General features: G+C 47.6%; 19 protein-coding genes. 10 read left to right on the forward strand and 9 right to left on the reverse strand.

From position 1 onward, the window contains the following. Positions 1-10: 10 nt before the first annotated feature. Complete coding sequence (locus RIF36_RS16255; RefSeq protein WP_350121063.1) at positions 11-415, forward strand: cupin domain-containing protein; 405 nt, start codon at positions 11-13, stop codon at positions 413-415. A gap of 117 nt (positions 416-532) precedes the next feature. Here the strand turns inward: RIF36_RS16255 and RIF36_RS16260 are convergent, their stop codons facing one another. From RIF36_RS16260 to RIF36_RS16275, 4 genes are all read right to left on the reverse strand, one after another. Beyond that, the gene (locus tag RIF36_RS16260) at positions 533-1555 is read right to left on the reverse strand and encodes a DUF3500 domain-containing protein (protein WP_350121066.1); all 1023 of its coding nucleotides are present in this window, start codon (positions 1553-1555) and stop codon (positions 533-535) included. A gap of 73 nt (positions 1556-1628) precedes the next feature. Then, entirely contained in the window at positions 1629-2051 is a 423-nt protein-coding gene (locus tag RIF36_RS16265; protein WP_350121069.1) for a type II toxin-antitoxin system VapC family toxin, read from the reverse strand. Next, a complete protein-coding gene (locus tag RIF36_RS16270) occupies positions 2048-2308 on the reverse strand; it encodes a DUF6364 family protein (RefSeq protein ID WP_350068691.1) in 261 nt (86 codons plus the stop codon). The genes RIF36_RS16265 and RIF36_RS16270 overlap by 4 nt, the downstream gene beginning before the upstream one ends. A gap of 74 nt (positions 2309-2382) precedes the next feature. Next, positions 2383-4686: a Tex family protein gene (locus RIF36_RS16275; RefSeq protein WP_350121072.1), complete on the reverse strand. Its 2304-nt coding sequence runs from the start codon at positions 4684-4686 to the stop codon at positions 2383-2385. 175 nt (positions 4687-4861) lie between these two features. Here RIF36_RS16275 and RIF36_RS16280 point away from each other — a divergent pair, with 175 nt between their 5' ends. After that, a complete protein-coding gene (locus RIF36_RS16280; RefSeq protein ID WP_350121074.1) occupies positions 4862-5437 on the forward strand; it encodes a TlpA family protein disulfide reductase in 576 nt (191 codons plus the stop codon). On the opposite strand, the gene RIF36_RS16285 is transcribed toward RIF36_RS16280, so the two are convergent. Beyond that, complete coding sequence (locus RIF36_RS16285; protein WP_350121076.1) at positions 5432-6568, reverse strand: glycerate kinase; 1137 nt, start codon at positions 6566-6568, stop codon at positions 5432-5434. The genes RIF36_RS16280 and RIF36_RS16285 overlap by 6 nt on opposite strands. Further along, positions 6569-7090: a SixA phosphatase family protein gene (locus tag RIF36_RS16290; RefSeq protein ID WP_350121079.1), complete on the reverse strand. Its 522-nt coding sequence runs from the start codon at positions 7088-7090 to the stop codon at positions 6569-6571. It lies immediately after the preceding gene. A gap of 151 nt (positions 7091-7241) precedes the next feature. Between RIF36_RS16290 and topA the strand changes: the two genes are divergently transcribed. Next, a complete protein-coding gene (gene topA / locus RIF36_RS16295; RefSeq protein ID WP_350121082.1) occupies positions 7242-9560 on the forward strand; it encodes a type I DNA topoisomerase in 2319 nt (772 codons plus the stop codon). 11 nt (positions 9561-9571) lie between these two features. After that, positions 9572-10567, forward strand: coding sequence for a 2-hydroxyacid dehydrogenase (locus RIF36_RS16300; protein WP_350121085.1), 996 nt, complete (start codon positions 9572-9574; stop codon positions 10565-10567). A 32-nt stretch (positions 10568-10599) separates the two neighbouring features. On the opposite strand, the gene RIF36_RS16305 is transcribed toward RIF36_RS16300, so the two are convergent. Beyond that, positions 10600-11031, reverse strand: a complete 432-nt coding sequence (locus RIF36_RS16305; protein ID WP_350121088.1) for a DUF4174 domain-containing protein — start codon at positions 11029-11031, stop codon at positions 10600-10602. 33 nt (positions 11032-11064) lie between these two features. Beyond that, positions 11065-11442 (reverse strand): RidA family protein, encoded by a 378-nt coding sequence (locus RIF36_RS16310; protein WP_350121090.1) that lies wholly within the window; start codon positions 11440-11442, stop codon positions 11065-11067. A gap of 82 nt (positions 11443-11524) precedes the next feature. Between RIF36_RS16310 and RIF36_RS16315 the strand changes: the two genes are divergently transcribed. The 4 genes from RIF36_RS16315 to RIF36_RS16330 are packed head-to-tail and all read left to right on the forward strand — an operon-like array spanning position 11525 to position 15922. Continuing rightward, a complete protein-coding gene (locus RIF36_RS16315) occupies positions 11525-12112 on the forward strand; it encodes a hypothetical protein (protein ID WP_350121093.1) in 588 nt (195 codons plus the stop codon). A gap of 31 nt (positions 12113-12143) precedes the next feature. Beyond that, a complete protein-coding gene (locus RIF36_RS16320) occupies positions 12144-12512 on the forward strand; it encodes a carboxypeptidase regulatory-like domain-containing protein (protein WP_350121096.1) in 369 nt (122 codons plus the stop codon). Positions 12513-12517: 5 nt separating this feature from the next. Then, positions 12518-13075 (forward strand): NUDIX hydrolase, encoded by a 558-nt coding sequence (locus RIF36_RS16325; RefSeq protein ID WP_350121098.1) that lies wholly within the window; start codon positions 12518-12520, stop codon positions 13073-13075. A gap of 15 nt (positions 13076-13090) precedes the next feature. Then, entirely contained in the window at positions 13091-15922 is a 2832-nt protein-coding gene (locus tag RIF36_RS16330; RefSeq protein WP_350121100.1) for a FlgD immunoglobulin-like domain containing protein, read from the forward strand. A gap of 369 nt (positions 15923-16291) precedes the next feature. Here RIF36_RS16330 and RIF36_RS16335 read toward each other — a convergent pair whose 3' ends face one another. Then, a complete protein-coding gene (locus RIF36_RS16335; RefSeq protein ID WP_317487597.1) occupies positions 16292-16453 on the reverse strand; it encodes a hypothetical protein in 162 nt (53 codons plus the stop codon). Between the two features lie 85 nt (positions 16454-16538). Here RIF36_RS16335 and RIF36_RS16340 point away from each other — a divergent pair, with 85 nt between their 5' ends. Beyond that, positions 16539-17492, forward strand: a complete 954-nt coding sequence (locus RIF36_RS16340) for an L-threonylcarbamoyladenylate synthase (RefSeq protein WP_350128431.1) — start codon at positions 16539-16541, stop codon at positions 17490-17492. A gap of 123 nt (positions 17493-17615) precedes the next feature. Then, positions 17616-18800: a phosphoglycerate kinase gene (locus tag RIF36_RS16345; RefSeq protein ID WP_350096735.1), complete on the forward strand. Its 1185-nt coding sequence runs from the start codon at positions 17616-17618 to the stop codon at positions 18798-18800. The last annotated feature ends 8 nt before the right edge of the window (positions 18801-18808 follow it).

The raw sequence follows: 18808 nt of genomic DNA on the forward strand, positions 1-18808 counted from the left end.
TCGAAACCATATGACCAGAAACGCCGCCTACTACATAGAGCAACTATATCTCGATGCCCATCCCGAAGGTGGTTATTTTAGAGAGACATACCGGAGTATAGGCACCACCAACACGAAAGCCGGTCAACGAAGCATTTCCACAGCCATCTACTTCTTGCTTGAGGCCGGCAACTTCTCTGCGTTTCACCGCATAAAGTCAGATGAGGCCTGGCACTTTTACGATGGCGACCCACTTTCCGTATACATTATTGATCAAAGTGGCATGCTTGAAGAGGTTCGCCTTGGCCTGGATATTTCTGCCGGCCAACGGCCTCAGGCAGTCGTTCCAGCCAATTGCTGGTTTGCCTCAAGAGTGGCCATCGGCGGGAAATTTTCTCTGGTTGGCTGCACTGTCGCCCCAGGTTTTGACTTTTAGGACTTCGAAATGGCTAAGAGAAATACGCTGATCGCAGAATATCCTCAGCACCAATCAATCATCACCTCCCTTACGAGGAAAAAAGAGCAGCGTTAAGAATTGCGCCTTGGCTGAGCATTACTCATGTTTCGTGGTTGCGTAATGCTCCCTTATCAGGTCTCTTCCAAAGTCACCATCGAAATCTCGCCAAACAGTGTGGATATGATTCCCATTACCCTGTGAGTTGTCAAATTCAATAAGAAAAGAAGGCCCCTGTATCCTATAGTAATGTGGGCTACCGGGTTTGTCGCTACCTGCCCACCCGAACATAATGAGGTCCACATCTTCTTTCTCCATGCTGCCTTTTCTTAAGCTCGCTTCCTTTTCCGGCATCACAGCCAGGTATTCGTCGACGATCGCCCATAGCATCTTTTTTTGCTGATCTGTAAGCTGACGATAGGCAATGCCTGCCCTGTCAAGCGGTTTTACTTGCGCAACAGTTTTAGAGACAATATCATTGAAGGTACTACCGCTGAAAATGGCTTCCTGCTTTTGGGCTCCCTGCAGCGAATTCAGCAGATCAAAAGCCAGGTCTTCTTCCCTGTTAAGCACTCGCAAGCCTTTTTTAGGGCCGCTTTTTACCTCCCCCGGATTAGATCCCAAAAACCTTGGGGTATAAGACACCTCACCATTTACGACCGTGAAATGAAGAGAGAGATGGTGCCCGTCAAATTGCCAGGCCCATGGCTCGTTACTACCGGGCTTGCCGAAAATAGACACGAAATACATTTCCGGATCTCTTCCCAGATTACCTTCCAGCTCTGCCAGCACCTCCTCCAGACTCATGATCATTTTGACCTTGCTGTAGCCTGCTTCGCTGAGCGAGATAGTTAATAGTTGACTCACAAGGTCTTTCTGATTGTCATCCATTTCCTTTAATGGCAAGCCGTTTCGAGCCACTTGATAGGGTGGTACATACGCCCAGTCAAATCTTTTGGTATCATCGAAGGCCATGGCCAGTTTGGCTTTCTGCTCATCGTTCGCCGACTCAAGCAAAAGACTGGCTATTTCGGCACTAAAACCGTGGAACCTGAACGAGCTAGTGAAAATGGCGAAGGCCAGCAGCATAGCTGACAAATAAAACTTAGGGTGCGTTTTCATACTAGAAGTTAGCTATTATCCCGCAGAAAAACACTAACAACCAATCGATTAGCTAAGGCAGCCTTTGTCATGGTCAGGTATTAAAATAGTACTTCTTTAAAAACCCTTCACAACTCAGAACATCAATTGTGGAGTAGTAAAAATCATCTCTATCTTCAGTAACAATACACTGGCACCCTGCCTCCAGCGCAGCAAAGTACTGCATACCGTCTTCAAAATCATGAACACTTTTATTGGTCAAAGCATTATTGACAGCGCTATCATCGATCACAGCAGTGAGAATATGCTCTTTCAGAATGGCAAGCTTCTTCTTGGCTTGCACTGCGCCACTTTTCTTAGACGAAAAATAAAAAGCGATGGCGAGACTCATCGGCGTGGCGTACAACTCAAAACCCTGCTTTCCTGCCAAACTCAATACCCTGGCTGCGTTGGAAAATATTGGGTATTCCTTATTGAGCACCGAAACCAATACATTGGCATCTATCAGCACCTTCACTTCTTTTTGCGGCTTTCGTAGTACTCTTTTTTTGCCGCCTTCCTTGGCTTTGAAGTTTTATATTCTGCTTGCCCATCGGCCACCATCATCACCCATTGGGATACTTCCAAATCTTCCAGCGACTGATAGTGCCGGGAAGTCATTTGCCTGTAGAGGTATTCGGTTAGCCTGGACAAACTGATATTATTCTCCTCGGCGAATGCTTTGGCTGAGGCAATAACGGCGGCATCAAAACTCAAAGTGATCTTGGCGTCCATACTCTTATTATTTTATACGACAAAGATAAAAAATTTATACGTATAAAAAACAAATCGGATTCAAAGCTCCTTTATCAGCCCCCAAACTTCCCTCTCAATTTCGCCAACTGCGCCTGCAAATCTCCATCAGGCTCATCTGATTTTTGGGGCTTTTGGGGCTGAAAGCTTCTTCGCTCCTGCCTCCTTGGCTCTGGTCGTTCGTCCTGTTTATCACTTGCCTTTCTTGGCGCAGGGCCTGCGGCAAAGGGGTCAGCTTTCATCGACAGGGCAATCCGTTTTCTGGCGAGGTCAACCTCTACCACTGTCACCATTACCTTCTGCTGTAGCTTGACCGCCTCAGACGGATCGCTGATAAATTTATCGGCCAGGTGACTGATATGAACCAGGCCGTCCTGATGCACTCCAATGTCCACAAAAGCACCAAACTTGGTGACATTGGTGACGATGCCAGGAAGCTTCATACCCATTTTAAGGTCGGCCATCTCATTCACTCCATCGGTAAAAGAGAACACCTCGAACGACTCCCTTGGGTCACGACCTGGCTTGGCTAGTTCCTCAATAATATCTGTTAAAGTAGGTAGCCCTACCTCCTCCGACACATACTTTTTCAAATCCAACTTACGTCGTAGCTCATTACTGGTCATCAAATCAGTAACGCCACAACCAAGGTCTTTGGCCATTTGCTGTACCAAATTGTACCTCTCAGGATGAACAGCACTAGTGTCCAGCACGTTCTTGCCGTCCCTGATGCGAAGGAAACCAGCGGCCTGCTCATAGGCTTTTTCTCCAAGGCGGGGTACTTTCTTCAACGACTCACGATCCTTAAACGGCCCATTGGCATTTCTGTATTCCACAATGTTTTGTGCCAATTGCGGCCCAAGGCCTGAAACGTAAGTTAGAAGTTGCTTGCTTGCCGTGTTCAGCTCCACTCCCACAGCATTCACGCAACTCATCACCACGTCGTCCAGCGACTTCTTTAGCTCTGTTTGATCCACATCGTGCTGGTACTGGCCAACTCCTATCGATTTAGCGTCAATCTTCACCAACTCAGCCAGTGGATCCATTAACCTGCGGCCAATAGACACAGCACCCCGAACAGTCACGTCCTGGTCGGGGAATTCTTCCCTGGCTACATCCGACGCAGAATAGATAGAGGCGCCACTTTCATTCACCATGGCCACCAGCACATTCGAAGGCAATCCGATAGATTTGATAAACTGCTCAGTTTCCCTGCTTGCCGTTCCGTTTCCTATGGCTACGGCTTGAATTTTATACTTCTCTACCATATAGGCCACTGTCGCAGCAGCCTTCTGCACCGCCTTCTGAGGTTCATTCGGGTAAATGGCCTCAAAGTCCAGCAACTTACCCTGACTGTCCAAGGCAGCTACTTTGCAACCCGTTCTGAATCCCGGGTCGACAGCGAGAATGCTCTTTTGCCCTAGTGGGGCAGCCATCAGCAGTTGCTTCAGGTTTTCAGCAAATACGTTAATGGCCTCCACATCAGCCTTGTCTTTTGACCCGAGCCGTGCCTCCGTTTCCATGCTTGGCTTCAGCAAGCGCTTATACGAGTCATGCACTGCCTCTTTCACCTGCTCGGCCACGGGGTTGCTGCCCTTCACAAACTGTCTTTCAAGCAACAAAGTCGCCTCCTCCTCCGGTGGATACATATCCAGCATAAGGATCATCTCCTTTTCACCTCTTCTCATCGCAAGCAGGCGGTGAGAGGGTACCTTGTCGAGAGACTCAGACCACTCAAAGTAGTCCTTGTATTTCTGTCCTTCTTCCTCTTTGCCTTTCATTACCTTGGAATAGACAACACCGCTGCGATTGAACAACTCCCTCATTTTCTTTCGGGCATCGGGGTCTTCATTCACGATTTCTGCAATAATGTCACGTGCTCCCTGCAAAGCCTCTTCTGCTGATGCTACTCCTTTTTCCTCATCCAGGTATTTTTCGGCTTCACCAGCCAATTCACCAGCTTGTCTTTCAAAGATCCAAAGCGCCAGCGGCTCCAGTCCCTTTTCTCTGGCTATGGTAGCCCGGGTGCGGCGCTTGGGCTTGTAGGGCAGATAAATATCTTCCAGCGACGACATGGTTTCGGCAGCATCAATCTGTGCCTTTAACTCATCTGTCAGCTTGCCTTGCTCATCAATCGACTTGAGGATGGCCTCCCTTCTTTTGTCAAGGTCACGCAGTTGTCCTATCCTGTCACGTATTTTTGCAATGAAAACTTCGTCGAGGCTTCCTGTTCTTTCCTTCCGGTACCTGGAAATAAAAGGAACAGTTCCGCCTTCGTCGAGAAGCTCTGCGGTAGCTACGACCTGTTTAGGGGAAATGCTTAATTCAGCTGCGATTTTGAGGTAATGTGCCTGGCTCATGTCTTCCTTGACTTCTGATTAGGGTCTATTAAATACGTGTTTTACTCAAAGTGATTTTCGAAATTACTCGAAACAGGGCTCGAAAATAAAGGCTTTCGGAATCAAATGAAGACTTTTTTTGTATTGATTGCTGCGGAGGCCAAAAACCTGCTGACTTCTAATGAATTAAGATAAAATGGATAAGAAAAAGAAAAGGGAAATTATTGAATGGGCTGTAATTCTGGGAGTTATGGCCACACTATATTTCACAGGTCTGCATACGGAAGTCATCGGCACTCTGCAAAGAGGTATTCTGGCTACTGGCATCATGTCGCCGAGCGAGCCCGAAAGTACGCTGTCACTCACAGAGTCGGATTATCGATTTCAACTTGAAGACCTGGAAGGGAAAGTTTCTTCTTTTAGTGACCTTAAGGGCAAAACCGTTTTCATCAATCTGTGGGCAACGTGGTGCCCTCCCTGTATAGCAGAAATGCCAGAAATTCAAGACCTCTACGACAAAGTGGGGAGTGACAAAGTGGTGTTTGTTATGATTTCGCTGGACGACGAGCGGGAAAAGGCAATTAAATTTATTCAGAAGAAGGAGTATACATTTCCGGTTTATACCCTGGTGAGCGGCCTGCCAGCTGTTTTTCATTCTCAGTCGATACCCACCACTTTTGTGATTGCGCCTGATGGCCAGGTAAAAGTGCAGCAGTTTGGCATGGCTAGCTACGACACTGAATACTTTAGAAACTTGCTACTAAGTTTATAGCTGCCGTAAAGCCAAAATATTGCCAATGTTAAAGGCCGTTCTTTCTATATTAGTCAGCGTGTTGGTCATCGCAGTTTCCAGGCTTTCAGGCTGATTCCCAATGGGCAGCAGCGCCAAAAATCTTCGGAGCTCACTATAGGGAATTTCCCGTGGAATACGTCCTGCCAGGCCAACTACGGGCTTTCCATGCTTCTCTGCCATTTCCAACAGCGCAAACGGCCCTTTACCCTCTGCGGTCTGCTCGTCAAGGCTTCCCTCAGCCGTGATCACCAGGTCAGCTTGTTTGATCGCCTTGTCCATTTCCAGAAGCTCCAAGACAAACTCAGCACCGGGCTTCAGCTCAGCCTCCATCCAACCTACCAACCCGGCAGAGACACCTCCGGCAGCACCTCCTCCTTTAAGGGAAGTAACATCTATTCCTCTATACCGCTTAATAAGTGAGGCCCAATGCTGTAGCCCCTTGTCCAATTGAGCTACCTGTTCTTGCGTCGCTCCTTTTTGAGGCCCATACACTGTAGCAGCGCCTGAAGGCCCATACAGCGAATTGCTCACATCGCACAGCACAGTTATATGCAATCCCTCCAGCCCTTTCGGCTCTTCAACCTGAGCTATTTTTTCTAGCGCTTCGCCCGATCCGGCGAGTTCTTCCCCACTACTACTAAGGAATTTATAACCAAGAGCGGTAAGTATGCCCATTCCTCCATCGGTGGTTGCACTACCACCAATACACAATATAATATGTGTAGCACCCAGGTTGATTGCTTCGTTCATTAACTCGCCCGTACCGGCGCTGCTTGCTTTCATGGCGCTTCTCTCTTTCTCTGAAAGTAAGCGCAGGCCCGAGGCATCGGCCATTTCAATAATAGCCAGCTTTTTATCGGCTATGTACCCAAAAGGAGCCTGCACCAACCTTCCCAATGGGCCCGAGACTTCTTTTTTGAAAATCTCCCCCTGTAGTGCATCAACCAGGATAGGCAAGGTGCCATCACCACCGTCGGCTATTGGCTTGCATACCACATCTGAATGGCATTTACTTTTTTGAAGCCCTCTCCTGATCGCCTGAGCAATATCGAATGCTGTAGCGGCGCTTTTGAACGCATTGGGAGCAACAAGTATTTTGAGTGCCGGCATTTAATTATCCGGCCTATGTTCGTCTTCTTCTATCTGGCTGGGCGTAATATACTGGATCAGCTTGCCAGTGTTTTGCGACACCTCTTTCCATGAATCCATGGGGAAATGAATTTCAACAAGACTGCCCGGCTCCATGTTTCCGACAGTTTCTCCTGTCAGAAGCTCCGCCATATAACTAACGGTGGGGTTGTGTCCAACAAATAGCACACTTTGGCAATTTACATCCAGCTCATTCACAATTCTTAAAAAAATTCTGACCGAGGCATCGTACAGCTCCGGGTCTTCCTGAATTTCTTCCGCTGGATACTTGATTTGCTCCGCTATAATCTGCGCAGTTTGAAACGCCCGGACAGCCGCACTGGTAACCATTAGGTTGGGGATCAAATCATGCCGTTTTATGTACATACCGGTATGAACTGCCTCCCTTTGGCCTGACCTGGTAAGGTATCTTTCGATGTCCTTTGACCCATGGTCGGACTCTCCAGCTTCGGCATGTCGCACTATCAATAATTTCTTAACCATTCTCTTATAACGTGGTTAAATATCAGTCAGTATGGCGGTGGAAATATAGCAAAACGAGCCTACCAAAATTCCCGCCATTTGATTTTTTTGTTTTTTTTTAAAGATATTTGACCGCCTCACCATTTTGGTAGAAAGGAAAAAACCCATAGAAATGTCGAAAAACCTTGTAATAGTCGAGTCGCCAGCAAAGGCAAAAACAATTGAAGGATACTTAGGGAAGGACTATTCAGTTACGTCGAGTTACGGCCACGTTCGTGACCTGCCCAAGGGAGACAAAGCGATTGATATCAAGAACGGTTTCAAGCCGACTTACGAAATAACGGCCGACAAGAAAGATGTCATCAAGCAGCTGAAAAAGTTATCGAAGGAATCTGAGATGATTTACCTGGCTAGTGACGATGACCGTGAAGGAGAAGCCATTTCGTGGCACTTAAAGGAGGCGCTGGATCTGAACGACAAGAATACAAGAAGGATCGTTTTCAGGGAAATTACCAAGAAGGCGATTGACGCTGCCATACTAAATCCAAGAGGTATTGACATTGACCTGGTGAATGCTCAGCAGGCCCGCCGCATACTCGACCGCCTGGTAGGTTTTGAGCTTTCGCCCATTCTTTGGAAAAAAATCAAAACTGGTCTCTCAGCTGGCCGGGTACAATCTGTGGCTGTCCGACTTGTGGTAGAAAGAGAAAGAGAAGTGGAGCACTTCAATTCTGAATCTTCTTTCAAAATCACGGCTAATTTCCTGCTTGCAGGTGGTAAAGTGCTAAAGGCAGAGCTTGGTAAAAAATTCAAAACTGAGGCCGAAGCACAAGCGTTTCTTGAAAAATGTAACGGCGCAGAGTTCTCCATCAAGAACCTGGAGAAAAAGCCCACCAAAAGATCCCCTGCCCCTCCGTTTACCACATCAACACTTCAGCAGGAGGCCAGTCGTAAGCTGAGCTTCTCGGTGAGTCAGACCATGACCATTGCTCAGCGACTTTATGAATCGGGTAAAATCTCTTATATGAGAACTGACTCGCTCAACCTCTCAGAGGAAGCTGTTAGTGGGGCCACCAACGAAATCAAGTCTTCGTATGGTAACGATTTTGTTCAAAACAGAAAGTACAAAACCAAGTCAGAAAGCGCTCAAGAAGCTCATGAAGCCATCAGGCCTACCGACTTCTCAGCACACACCGCCGGTGCCGAAAGAAATGAACAGCGGCTTTATGACCTGATTTGGAAAAGGGCAATCGCCTCTCAAATGGCGGATGCGCAAATAGAAAAAACTATCGCTTCCATTGGCATCTCCACTACCGATGAGGTATTGACTGCCTCCGGAGAAGTGATCCAATTTGAAGGTTTTCTTAAAGTATACATCGAGTCGACCGATGATGAGGAGGATGAAGAAGAAGCTAAAGGAATGCTGCCGCCATTGAAGGTCGGTGAAAAGCTAAATTTGAGGGAAATAATTGGCAAAGAATCGTTTACCCGACCACCTACCAGGTACACTGAAGCGAGCCTGGTAAAACAGCTGGAAGAAATGGGCATAGGCCGTCCGTCGACCTACGCACCAACCATTTCCACCATTCAAAAAAGAGAATACGTTATTAAGGAATCTCGTGACGGCAAGGAGAGAAAATACAGGGAGCTGACGCTGGCCAACGGCAAAATCAGTTCCAAAACAGGTACTGAAAACTATGGTGCCGAAAAAATGAAGCTCTTCCCTACCAACCTGGCCATGGTGGTCAACGACTTCCTGGTGCTCCATTTCCCGAACGTGATCGACTTCACTTTTACTGCCCGGGTGGAGAAAGAGTTTGACGACATAGCGTCTGGCAAAGTGGAATGGCAAACTATGATCGATTCCTTCTACGGCAAATTTCACCCAAGGGTAGAAAGCACCGAAAAGGTTGACCGGTCGGAAGTAGGTGCCAGCAAAGAACTGGGCATTGACCCGGCCAGCGGCAAGAAAGTAACTGTCAGGCTAGGCCGCTTTGGCCCTCTGGCCCAAATTGGTGAGACAACCGAAGACGAGAAGCCCAAATACGCCAGCCTGAAAAAGGGGCAGCTGATGGAGAATATTACATTGGAAGACGCCCTTGAGCTATTCAAGCTTCCGAGAGAGATTGGACTGTTTGAAGAGGAACCAATGGTAGCTGCTATCGGCAGATTTGGACCTTATATCCGCCACAAAAGTCAGTTTTACTCACTGACTAAAGATTTTGATCCAATGACGGTAACTGAAGAAGAGGCTGTGTTGATCATTAGAGCGAAAAGAGAACTCGAAGCCAACAGGCTCATCAAGAAATTCACTGAAAACGAAGAAGTTCAGGTGCTGAACGGTCGCTTTGGCCCTTACATCAAGTTTGGCAAACAGAATGTGAAGATTCCGAAAGGTAAAGAACCCAAGGAGCTTACCTACGCCGAATGTGTGGAGCTGGCCGAAGCGGCGCCTGCCAAAAAGGGAGGATTCAAGAGAAAGTCCAAATAGCGTAAACGAACATGAAAATCGTATTCTTTAGCACCAAATCGTACGACAAAGAATACTTCGAAAAGGCCCACAAGGAGTTTGAATTCATATTCATAGAGGCGAATCTTGACCCCATCACTGCGGTGGTCATTCCCGAAGGGGCAGTTGTTTGCTGTTTTGTGAACGACACGATCAATGAGCAAGTCATTGAGGTGTTGAAAAGTAAGAAGGTTTTGCTGATAGCCCTCAGGTGCGCCGGGTTCAATCAGGTAAATCTGGAAGCCGCTGCCAAAGCCGACATCAAGGTGGTGAGAGTACCCGCCTATTCTCCTCACGCCGTGGCCGAGCATGCGGTCGCACTATTACTTGCCCTGAACAGAAAAACGCACAAAGCATATAACAGGGTGAGAGAGGGCAATTTCTCACTGGAGCGCATGACCGGGTTCGATGTCTTCGGCAAAACTGTTGGAGTGATTGGCACCGGTAAAATTGGGGCCACCTTTGCCAGCATCATGCTGGGGTTTGGCTGCCGGGTCATTGCCTGCGATCCCTTCCCAAACACTGAACTGACTGAGAAGGGCATTGCGTACTACCCGTTGAACGAGCTACTGGCTCAGTCTGATATCCTATCGCTTCACTGCCCGCTGACACCTGAAACACACCATTTGATAGACGAAAAAGCACTGGAGCACATCAAACCGGGAGCCTTTTTAATCAACACCAGCCGGGGAGCGCTCATCGACACACCTGCTACTATCGATGCATTGAAAAGTCGGCGGCTTGGCGCCCTGGGCATCGATGTTTACGAGCAGGAGGAGCACCTCTTCTTTCAGGACTTCTCCGATGTCATCATCGACGACGACGTTATCTCCCGCCTTATGACCTTCCCCAACGTGCTGATTACAGCACATCAGGCGTTCCTCACCAGCGAAGCGCTGGAGCAAATTGCGTTGACCACTCTGCAAAACATCCGAAGCTTCAACGAGGGGCGAACACTCGTTAATGAAGTTACTTTAAATAAAAATTAGTTGCCGGCCCCCAGTCGCACCGTCGCCTAACATTACTGGTTTCTCCTCATCTCTGCCCGCCGCATGGGCATAGCATCTACCAGATCGAAAATTGTTTCTACTGGCACAACAGTTTGTTCCTTTAGTTTAACACCGCCATCTTTTCCAATCAGAACGATTAAAAAATCACTATTGGCTGGGTTAAAAGTTTGCTGCAACGTGGCGGCATCTTTGGCACCAATCGATGCTCCATCAATTGATCCTTTACTTCCACTGTCAACGACACCCAACACCAGGTCACGGTCATCCAGTTCCTTTTCCTGTCTTTTGAAAAGCGCTATTTGCTCGACAGCAGCATCTGCTTTTGCATCTGAATGAAAGACAAGGACGACCCTGTTTTTCCAGGCATAATGTTCAAGTGGATCGCCAGGCTGAGCCTCACTCAATCCAACTGACAACATCAAAATCAATGCGATAGATAACATGGTATGATAACCCGCCTCTGCCGCCTTTTGTTATCAACTGGCCTCAGCAATGCATTCAATCTCCACCAATGCATCCAGGGGCAGCCTGCTCACCTCCACTGTGCTCCTGGCAGGTTGATGTCCTCCAAACACTTCGGCATATACAGCATTCATCGCTGGAAAGTCCCTGAAGTTTTTAAGAAACACAGTCGTTTTCACTACGTCGCTCAGCGACAAGCCTTCGGCTTTCAACACTGCTGACAAATTCATCAATGCCTGCCGGGTCTGCGGCCCTATCTCCCCTTCAACCATTTTGTTAGTGTCGGGCACAATGGGTGTTTGCCCAGAGCAGAATAGGAGGCCTCCGGATCTGATCGCCTGCGAATAAGGGCCTATGGCCTTGGGTGCCTCGTCTGAATGTATTTTCTTCATGTTTGCTCAATAATTTAGACCAATCTATAAAAATCTATTCTTGTTTTAACTAATCCACCCTGCATCTCGTTATCTTTCGGAAATGGCATTCTTCGATCAGTTATATCAGAAATTATTCAATAGCCGGGGCAGCGAAACTTCGCTCATCCTTCATGAGGTGATTGTAAGAAATGAAAAATACCTGCAAGGCTATGAGCAATGGAAGTTGAATGGCCGTGCCACCAAAATGATTTCGGACTACAGCCGCTCCTACCATTTCAAAAAATCAGGAATTCAAAGTGAACCCAATGTGCACGTATTTGCCTCCTCAGCGTCCAACGGATTTGCGCTGACATACTCGCCAGATTTCGATAAGCAGGAGTTTCAGTTTCTGTTCGACTACCTGGCGGAAATCAGCAAAACATTGGGCTACAGGCAGGTAAACAGCGATGTGACGATCACGGAGAAGAACGACACGATTGAAACCAGAGAGAAACACTACCTAAAACCACCTATGGTTACTGCTGATCAGCTGTCCAAACAACTTTTTGGTAACATTCTTGTGGAGTACATAATGATTGATGATCAGCCGAGCTATATTAAGCTACTGGCTAATATCTACTTCGATAGACAATATGAGCCGGCTGAAGACCATAGAGAATTGATCTCACATTTGTTTTCTATCGACTGATAAACTTAAAACCGTTATAAATCTCAAAACAATGAAAAGAATTGCTCACAGAATTACAGGCTTTAACATTATAATGATTGCATGCTTCTTGCTGCTCACATCTTCCACGCAGTTGCTCCCAACCAACCTGAGAATCACTGTATTGAATAGCCTTGGTAATGCAGAAGAGGGTGTTACGGTAACCCTTTATGCCACCGAAGACAACTACATAGAAGAAAAGAATCCGGTGCAGGAGTCGCAGTTGACCGATGCCAAAGGACGAGTAACGTTTACCAAACTGGAGCCAAAGCCTTACTTTGTTGTGGCCAGAAAAGGAGACCTTGACAACAACGGTGAGGGCGCTGAAACAGCTCCCCTACAAGAAGGACGAATGAACAAAGTAAACATTGTGATTCAGTAGGCCGGATGTCCCGAAAAGAATTGATCAGCCTTTTGAGCCATTACGAAACGCCCCATGCAAGTGAGGTTCATTACGCTCCAAGGTTTGTATCTCTTCTTCAAAACTTCTCAGGTTGTTTCCGCAGAGATTTGGTTTCAGGCCATATCACCGGCTCTGCCTGGGTAGTTTCTTCAGCCCTCGATCAGGTAGTACTGTTGCACCACAAAAAGCTCAATAAATGGCTGCAACCAGGCGGTCATGCCGATGGCCAGGAGGATGTATTGAAAGTTGCTTCAAAGGAACTCGAAGAAGAGACAAGTCTTACTGCCTATAAATGGATCACCGAAGATATTTTTGATATCGATATCCACCTTATTCCTGAAAGAGGCAACGAGCCGGCTCATTTTCACTATGACATCAGGTTTATTGCTATGGCTGAAGCTTCAGCTCCCCTTGTTGTAAGCAACGAAAGCAGAGATGTAAGGTGGATACCCTTGTCGTCTGTTACTGAAGAAGCAGGTTTTGAAGAATCGATTCTCCGAATGGTTAAGAAAACACACAAGCTAAAGGAATCGCTAACCTGATACCGTGAAGTTGATATGAACAAAAGGGCTCTCTTTATCTCCTCACTTTTACTTGGCAGTGGCCTCCTTTCGATTTACTTTTTAGGAAAGTTTTCAAACGACGGCGACCAGCAGTCACCTGAAGTGCTGGCCACGCCGTTTACACCCACCAGCCTGGGCGTTGAGGAAGATCCGGACGCCAGAGCCAACTTTGAACGCATGATGCTGGCGGATCCGGTGTCAGGAGCAATCCCCGCAGGTATTCACAGCAAGGCACTTAAGTTTACCCGACAGCTCCCTACAAGCAGCGAAATGAAACGGAGTGGTCTTGCGAGAACCGAGGAAAGGGCATACATCCCACGAGGACCCTTCAACGTAGGCGGACGTACCCGTGCGCTGGCCATCGACCGCAGCAATGAAAAGGTAATTCTGGCAGGAGGCGTTTCCGGTGGATTGTGGCGAACTGAAAACGAGGGGATTATATGGAAAAGAATCACGCCACCCGAAATGATCAACAGTGTGAGTTGCCTGGTGCAGGACACACGGGCTGGCCACACCGATACCTGGTACTTCGGCACGGGCGAATACTCCCTTTTCAACTCAGCCAGAGCGAATAATTCCACACCCTACAGAGGCGACGGTATTTTCAAATCGACCGACAAAGGGCTCACCTGGCAACCACTGAGTGCTACTGTATCGGGGGATGTCACCACTTTTGGAAGTCCTTTTCAGTATATCTACAAGCTGGCCATCAATACGGCCAACAGCAATGAAGACGAACTGTACGCCGCCACTATTGGAGGCGTGATCCGTTCTGCCGACGGCGGTGACACCTGGGCAACCGTGCTGGGTGCTGACCTGCTGAGCGAGCCACCCGGTACCGATTTGAATGACAAAACCTTTCCGTTCTTTAGCGACGTGTCAGTTACCAAAAACGGGATTAAGTATGGTGCGTTGAGTACTACAAGCAATGCCGACAACAATTGGGCAAAAGCCGGCATTTACAGATCAGAGGATGGGCTGGCATGGGCGAATATTACCCCAACAGGGTTTCCAGCGCAATACAGAAGGATAGTCATCACGCCTTCTCCTTCCAACGAAAGAGTCATCTACTTTTTAGTCGATGCAGCAGCTACAAACCTGTGGAAAGCCACCTACCTGCCTTCGGGCAACAACTATATTTGGGAGAACCTATCGGCCAACATACCGGACTTTGGTGGCAGAGTGGGTGAGTTTGACACCCAAAACGGCTACAATATGCTATTGGAGGTGCACCCAGCTGATGAAAACATAGTATTCATGGGCGGCACCAATCTGTTTCGTTCGTCCGACGGCTTTAAAAGCAAAGACAACACCGAGTGGATTGGAGGATACGACCCGGAAAACAATGCCAGCCAGTACCCAAACCACCACGCCGACCAGCATGTACTCGCCTTCTACAGCGCTGATCCGGCAAAAATGCTTTCTGGTCACGACGCCGGCGTGTCGATTACCTGGAGTGGACTGTCGAAAGAAGTCAACTGGCTAAGCCTGAACAATGGCTACCTGACTTCCCAGTTTTTCACCATCGATATCCCCAAATATGAGTACAGCGACCTGATGGTAGGCGGCATGCAGGACAATGGCACCTACCTGAGAAGTGCTCCCGGCGAAAACCCGCCATGGGACCAGGTTTTTTCCGGAGATGGCAGCTATTGCCAAACCACATCAGATGGCACATTTTGGTATGTGTCGGCACAAATGGCACAAATCTACCGGCTTACGTTCAATACTAAATTCGAGCTCACCGGCTATGCCAGGGTAGACCCAACAAATGGGGGGCTTGACAGCGACAACGGCTACCTGTTCGTGAACCCTTTCAGGCTTGACCCGGGCAATAACAATATCATGTTCCTGGCCGGTGGAAACATCATTTGGAGGAACTCAAACCTAAGCCAGATCACTAACGGCTCGCAGGAAAAAACGAGCACTAACTGGCAGCGAATCGAGTCGTCGGTTATCCCCGAAGGACAAATCACAGCCATGGAGATAAGCACCACGGGAGAAAAATGGTTACTGTATGGTAACAGTACCGGCAGGCTTTTCAAGCTGACTTCAGCAGGAGACACAGCCTTTGATATGGAAGAAATTACAGGTGCTGATTTCCCGCAAGCATTCATCAGCTCCATTTCCATTGACCCTTCCGATCACCACAACATCATGGTGGTCTTTTCCAACTACGGCATTCCCAGTGTCTTCTTTTCAGACGATGGCGGCCTTTCATTCACCGACATAAGTGGTAACCTGGAAGAGCATGCGGATGGAACGGGAAATGGCCCCAGTGTCCGTTGGGGGCAGTTGATCCCCATGCAAGGTGGTGAGCTTATGGCTGTTGTTGGCACCGGCTCGGGGCTTTACGCAACCGAAGCGCTATCGGGAACCGCCACCACCTGGGCCAGAGAAGGCTCCGACGTGGTCGGCTACAGCGTAGTACCTATGCTGAGCTACAATCCGCTTGACGGGCGACTGGCGATTGCTACCCATGGAAATGGCATATTTGAAACTTTTATATCCGATCATTTGGTGATCGAAAGACCGTCGTCTTCTGAGAAATTTATTGTCGGTGCCCCCTACCCTAACCCTTTCACTGATTTGATCAGCATTCCGTTCGAAATACCGAAAAAGCAAATTGTGAAATCCATCATTTACAATGCCGCCGGCCAGCAGATCAAAACGCTTGTTTGGGGCACACAGTTTGAAGGGGCCACTACTATGACATGGGATGGAACGAACGTGACGGGCACGGCAGTGGTGGATGGAGTTTACTTTTGCCGGATACAATTGGCCTCTGGTGAACAAAAAACTGTCAGGCTGATACTCAACCACTAAAAATAAGAAACCCCGGCAGACAAAATCTGCTCGGGGCCCACCATCAACCTTAATTAAACCTTAAAGAACCTAATCAATTGGATCGTTTTCCATTTGATTAATTAACTCAAAGATAGAGTGCTGCAATGATACTATTCAGGCATTAAACCTGGCGATATTATACATGTAAGTTTTGGTACAAAAAACAATACTTGCACACCTTTCAGGAAGGTAACACATCAAAATAGTGCTATGAAAGCAAAAAACTGATGTAAGTATTTCCTTATTTTCTACAAAATATTGAGCTATTAATCGTAGGTAGCGCTAATTCATACCTTTGAATAGTCAAAACTTCATCAGCGGCATCTGCAAGATAATCTTTATTTTATCCTATTTGGAGCTAATCAGCACCAACATAAAGGCGATGACCATCAGCCAAAATTTGTAGGCAGCAATAGCAGGGATAATGACAATACTCAACTCACCCAAAACAAGTAGCAGCACAACGAGTACGGCGATTAGTTTTATGACAGATCTTGTTCTTTGACTCATAGCTTTAAAATATTTTTTGTGTGTAATTTAATACATCACGAAATAAACAGAATAATTGTAGATTCGCAGTATCTGATGAAATTTCATGGCGGAAATAGGGATCGACATAGACAAAGCAAAATCCTTTTTGGATCGGGGGCAACTGATAGGGCTGCCCACTGAGACTGTGTATGGTCTTGCGGGAAATGCTTTTAATGAAGCGGCCGTTTTAAAAATCTTTCAGGTAAAAAACAGGCCCTCCTTCGATCCGCTTATTGCACACACCAACAGCCTCGAAAAAGTTAAGACATTTGTCAAGGACATCCCGGATGTAGCACTTGACCTCGCTGAGGCATTTTGGCCCGGCCCACTTACGCTACTGCTTCCAAAGAAAAAAAGGATTCCGTTGCTGCTTACCTCCGGGTTAAAAACTGTGGCGGTGCGAATCCCGGATCACCCGCTCACTACGGCATTGCTCGAGCAACTTGATTACCCGCTGGCGGCACCCAGCGCCAACCCATTTGGTTATGTAAGCCCTACCACTGCACACCATGTGCAGGATCAACTTGGGGAATCCATCCCGTACATCCTCGACGGGGGGCCGTGCCGGGTAGGTATCGAATCAACCATTATCGGGTTCGAAAACAATAAGCCGGTTGTTTATCGGCTGGGAGGCAAGCGAATTGACGAAATAGAAAAGCTCATTGGCACAGTGCGCATAAGAACCAATATGAGTTCCGACCCTGCCGCACCAGGCATGTTAAAAAGCCACTATGCGCCGACAAAAAGGGTAGTTGTTGGCGACCTGGAAGAGCTGATCCCCAAATTAAACCCGATGAAAGTGGCGGTCATTTCATTTCAGAAAGACTTTCCTGAAGTGCCCGAAAACAACAAGTTTATCCTGTCGAAGGCGGGAAACATTGATGAGGCAGCTGCCAACCTATTTTCAGCCATGCGAAAAATGGATAAAACAGCTGCGAACTGCATTATAGCTGAATACGTGCCGGAAATCGGTTTGGGGAAGGCCATTAATGATCGTCTGAAGCGTGCTCAGGCATAGCTGAAAATGAAAGACCCGGCGAACCTCTTTCAAACTCGCCTAAAAAAAGTAATTTTACAGCTATCATTAGCCCACATTCTCGAGCCAATTTATTTCCCTGGTTTTAAAAATTAAAAACCTTTTATGATAACACTAGATAAGTACAATTTTAAAGGAAAAAGAGCGCTAATACGGGTCGATTTTAATGTGCCCCTCGACAAGTCAAACAATATAACGGACGACAATCGACTAAAGGCAGCCATTCCAACAATCAATAAAATAATAAAGGATGGTGGGTCTGTTGTGCTCATGAGCCATTTGGGGCGCCCAAAGGAAGGGCCTGAGGAAAAATTCTCGTTGAAGCATGTGGTAACCTACCTGACTGAAGCCCTTGGAACAAAGGTTCAGTTTGCAGATGACTGCATTGGCGAAGCGGCTTTCAAAATGAGTGCAGCCCTTCAGCCGGGTGGCGTTTTGTTACTCGAAAACCTGAGGTTTTACAAGCAGGAAGAAAAAGGTGATGCGGAGTTTTCGCAAAAGCTGGCCAAGCATGGCGACGTTTATGTAAACGACGCTTTCGGAACTGCTCACCGGGCGCACGCCTCCACTACCATCGTGGCCAACTACATGAAGGACAAGGTGTGTGGCTACGTGATGCAAGCAGAGCTTGATAACGCACAGAAGGTGCTTGAAAATGCCACCAAGCCATTTACGGCCATTATGGGTGGTGCTAAAATTTCCGATAAAATACTGATCATCGAGAGGCTGCTGGATACAGTTGATCACCTCATTATTGGTGGCGGCATGTCCTACACGTTCTTCAAGGCCATGGGTGGGCATATTGGCAAGTCACTGGTGGAGGAAGACAAGCTTTCGCTGGCCAAGGAGCTGATTCAGAAAGCCAAAGAAAAAGGTGTTGAGCTTCACTTGCCTATCGATTCGATAATAGCTGATAACTTCAGCAACGACGCCAATACAAAAGTGGCCAACAACCACTCTATACCAGACGGCTGGATGGGTCTTGACATCGGGCCTGAGGCAACGGCCATCTTCTCGAAAGTGGTAGAATCGAGCAAAACTATTCTCTGGAACGGGCCTATGGGCGTATTTGAGATGGAAAAGTTTGCGAACGGAACAAAGAAAATTGCCGATGCCGTTGTAAAAGCAACAGGCAATGGCGCTTTTTCTCTGATTGGCGGAGGCGACTCCGCTGCTGCCGTTAACACACTGGGCTATGGGGACAAGGTAAGTTATGTTTCAACAGGTGGAGGAGCCCTTCTTGAGTTCATGGAAGGCAAAGAACTTCCGGGCGTAAAGGCCCTTCAATAGTGCCACAC

Source organism: Imperialibacter sp. (assembly GCF_040222815.1).
In the GTDB taxonomy this organism is placed as follows: Bacteria; Bacteroidota; Bacteroidia; order Cytophagales; family Cyclobacteriaceae; genus Imperialibacter.

Bases quoted from the DNA above. Each gene is read 5' to 3' on its own strand.
- RIF36_RS16280 (WP_350121074.1), top strand. From the start codon at position 4,862: ATGGATAAGAAAAAGAAAAGGGAAATTATTGAATGGGCTGTAATTCTG.
- RIF36_RS16255 (WP_350121063.1), top strand. From the start codon at position 11: ATGACCAGAAACGCCGCCTACTACATAGAGCAACTATATCTCGATGCC.
- RIF36_RS16335 (WP_317487597.1), bottom strand. From the start codon at position 16,453: ATGAGTCAAAGAACAAGATCTGTCATAAAACTAATCGCCGTACTCGTT.
- RIF36_RS16290 (WP_350121079.1), bottom strand. From the start codon at position 7,090: ATGGTTAAGAAATTATTGATAGTGCGACATGCCGAAGCTGGAGAGTCC.
- RIF36_RS16260 (WP_350121066.1), bottom strand. From the start codon at position 1,555: ATGAAAACGCACCCTAAGTTTTATTTGTCAGCTATGCTGCTGGCCTTC.
- RIF36_RS16315 (WP_350121093.1), top strand. From the start codon at position 11,525: ATGGCATTCTTCGATCAGTTATATCAGAAATTATTCAATAGCCGGGGC.
- topA (WP_350121082.1), top strand. From the start codon at position 7,242: ATGTCGAAAAACCTTGTAATAGTCGAGTCGCCAGCAAAGGCAAAAACA.
- RIF36_RS16300 (WP_350121085.1), top strand. From the start codon at position 9,572: ATGAAAATCGTATTCTTTAGCACCAAATCGTACGACAAAGAATACTTC.
- RIF36_RS16275 (WP_350121072.1), bottom strand. From the start codon at position 4,686: ATGAGCCAGGCACATTACCTCAAAATCGCAGCTGAATTAAGCATTTCC.
- RIF36_RS16270 (WP_350068691.1), bottom strand. From the start codon at position 2,308: ATGGACGCCAAGATCACTTTGAGTTTTGATGCCGCCGTTATTGCCTCA.
- RIF36_RS16330 (WP_350121100.1), top strand. From the start codon at position 13,091: ATGAACAAAAGGGCTCTCTTTATCTCCTCACTTTTACTTGGCAGTGGC.
- RIF36_RS16285 (WP_350121076.1), bottom strand. From the start codon at position 6,568: ATGCCGGCACTCAAAATACTTGTTGCTCCCAATGCGTTCAAAAGCGCC.
- RIF36_RS16320 (WP_350121096.1), top strand. From the start codon at position 12,144: ATGAAAAGAATTGCTCACAGAATTACAGGCTTTAACATTATAATGATT.
- RIF36_RS16325 (WP_350121098.1), top strand. From the start codon at position 12,518: ATGTCCCGAAAAGAATTGATCAGCCTTTTGAGCCATTACGAAACGCCC.
- RIF36_RS16305 (WP_350121088.1), bottom strand. From the start codon at position 11,031: ATGTTATCTATCGCATTGATTTTGATGTTGTCAGTTGGATTGAGTGAG.
- RIF36_RS16345 (WP_350096735.1), top strand. From the start codon at position 17,616: ATGATAACACTAGATAAGTACAATTTTAAAGGAAAAAGAGCGCTAATA.
- RIF36_RS16310 (WP_350121090.1), bottom strand. From the start codon at position 11,442: ATGAAGAAAATACATTCAGACGAGGCACCCAAGGCCATAGGCCCTTAT.
- RIF36_RS16340 (WP_350128431.1), top strand. From the start codon at position 16,539: ATGGCGGAAATAGGGATCGACATAGACAAAGCAAAATCCTTTTTGGAT.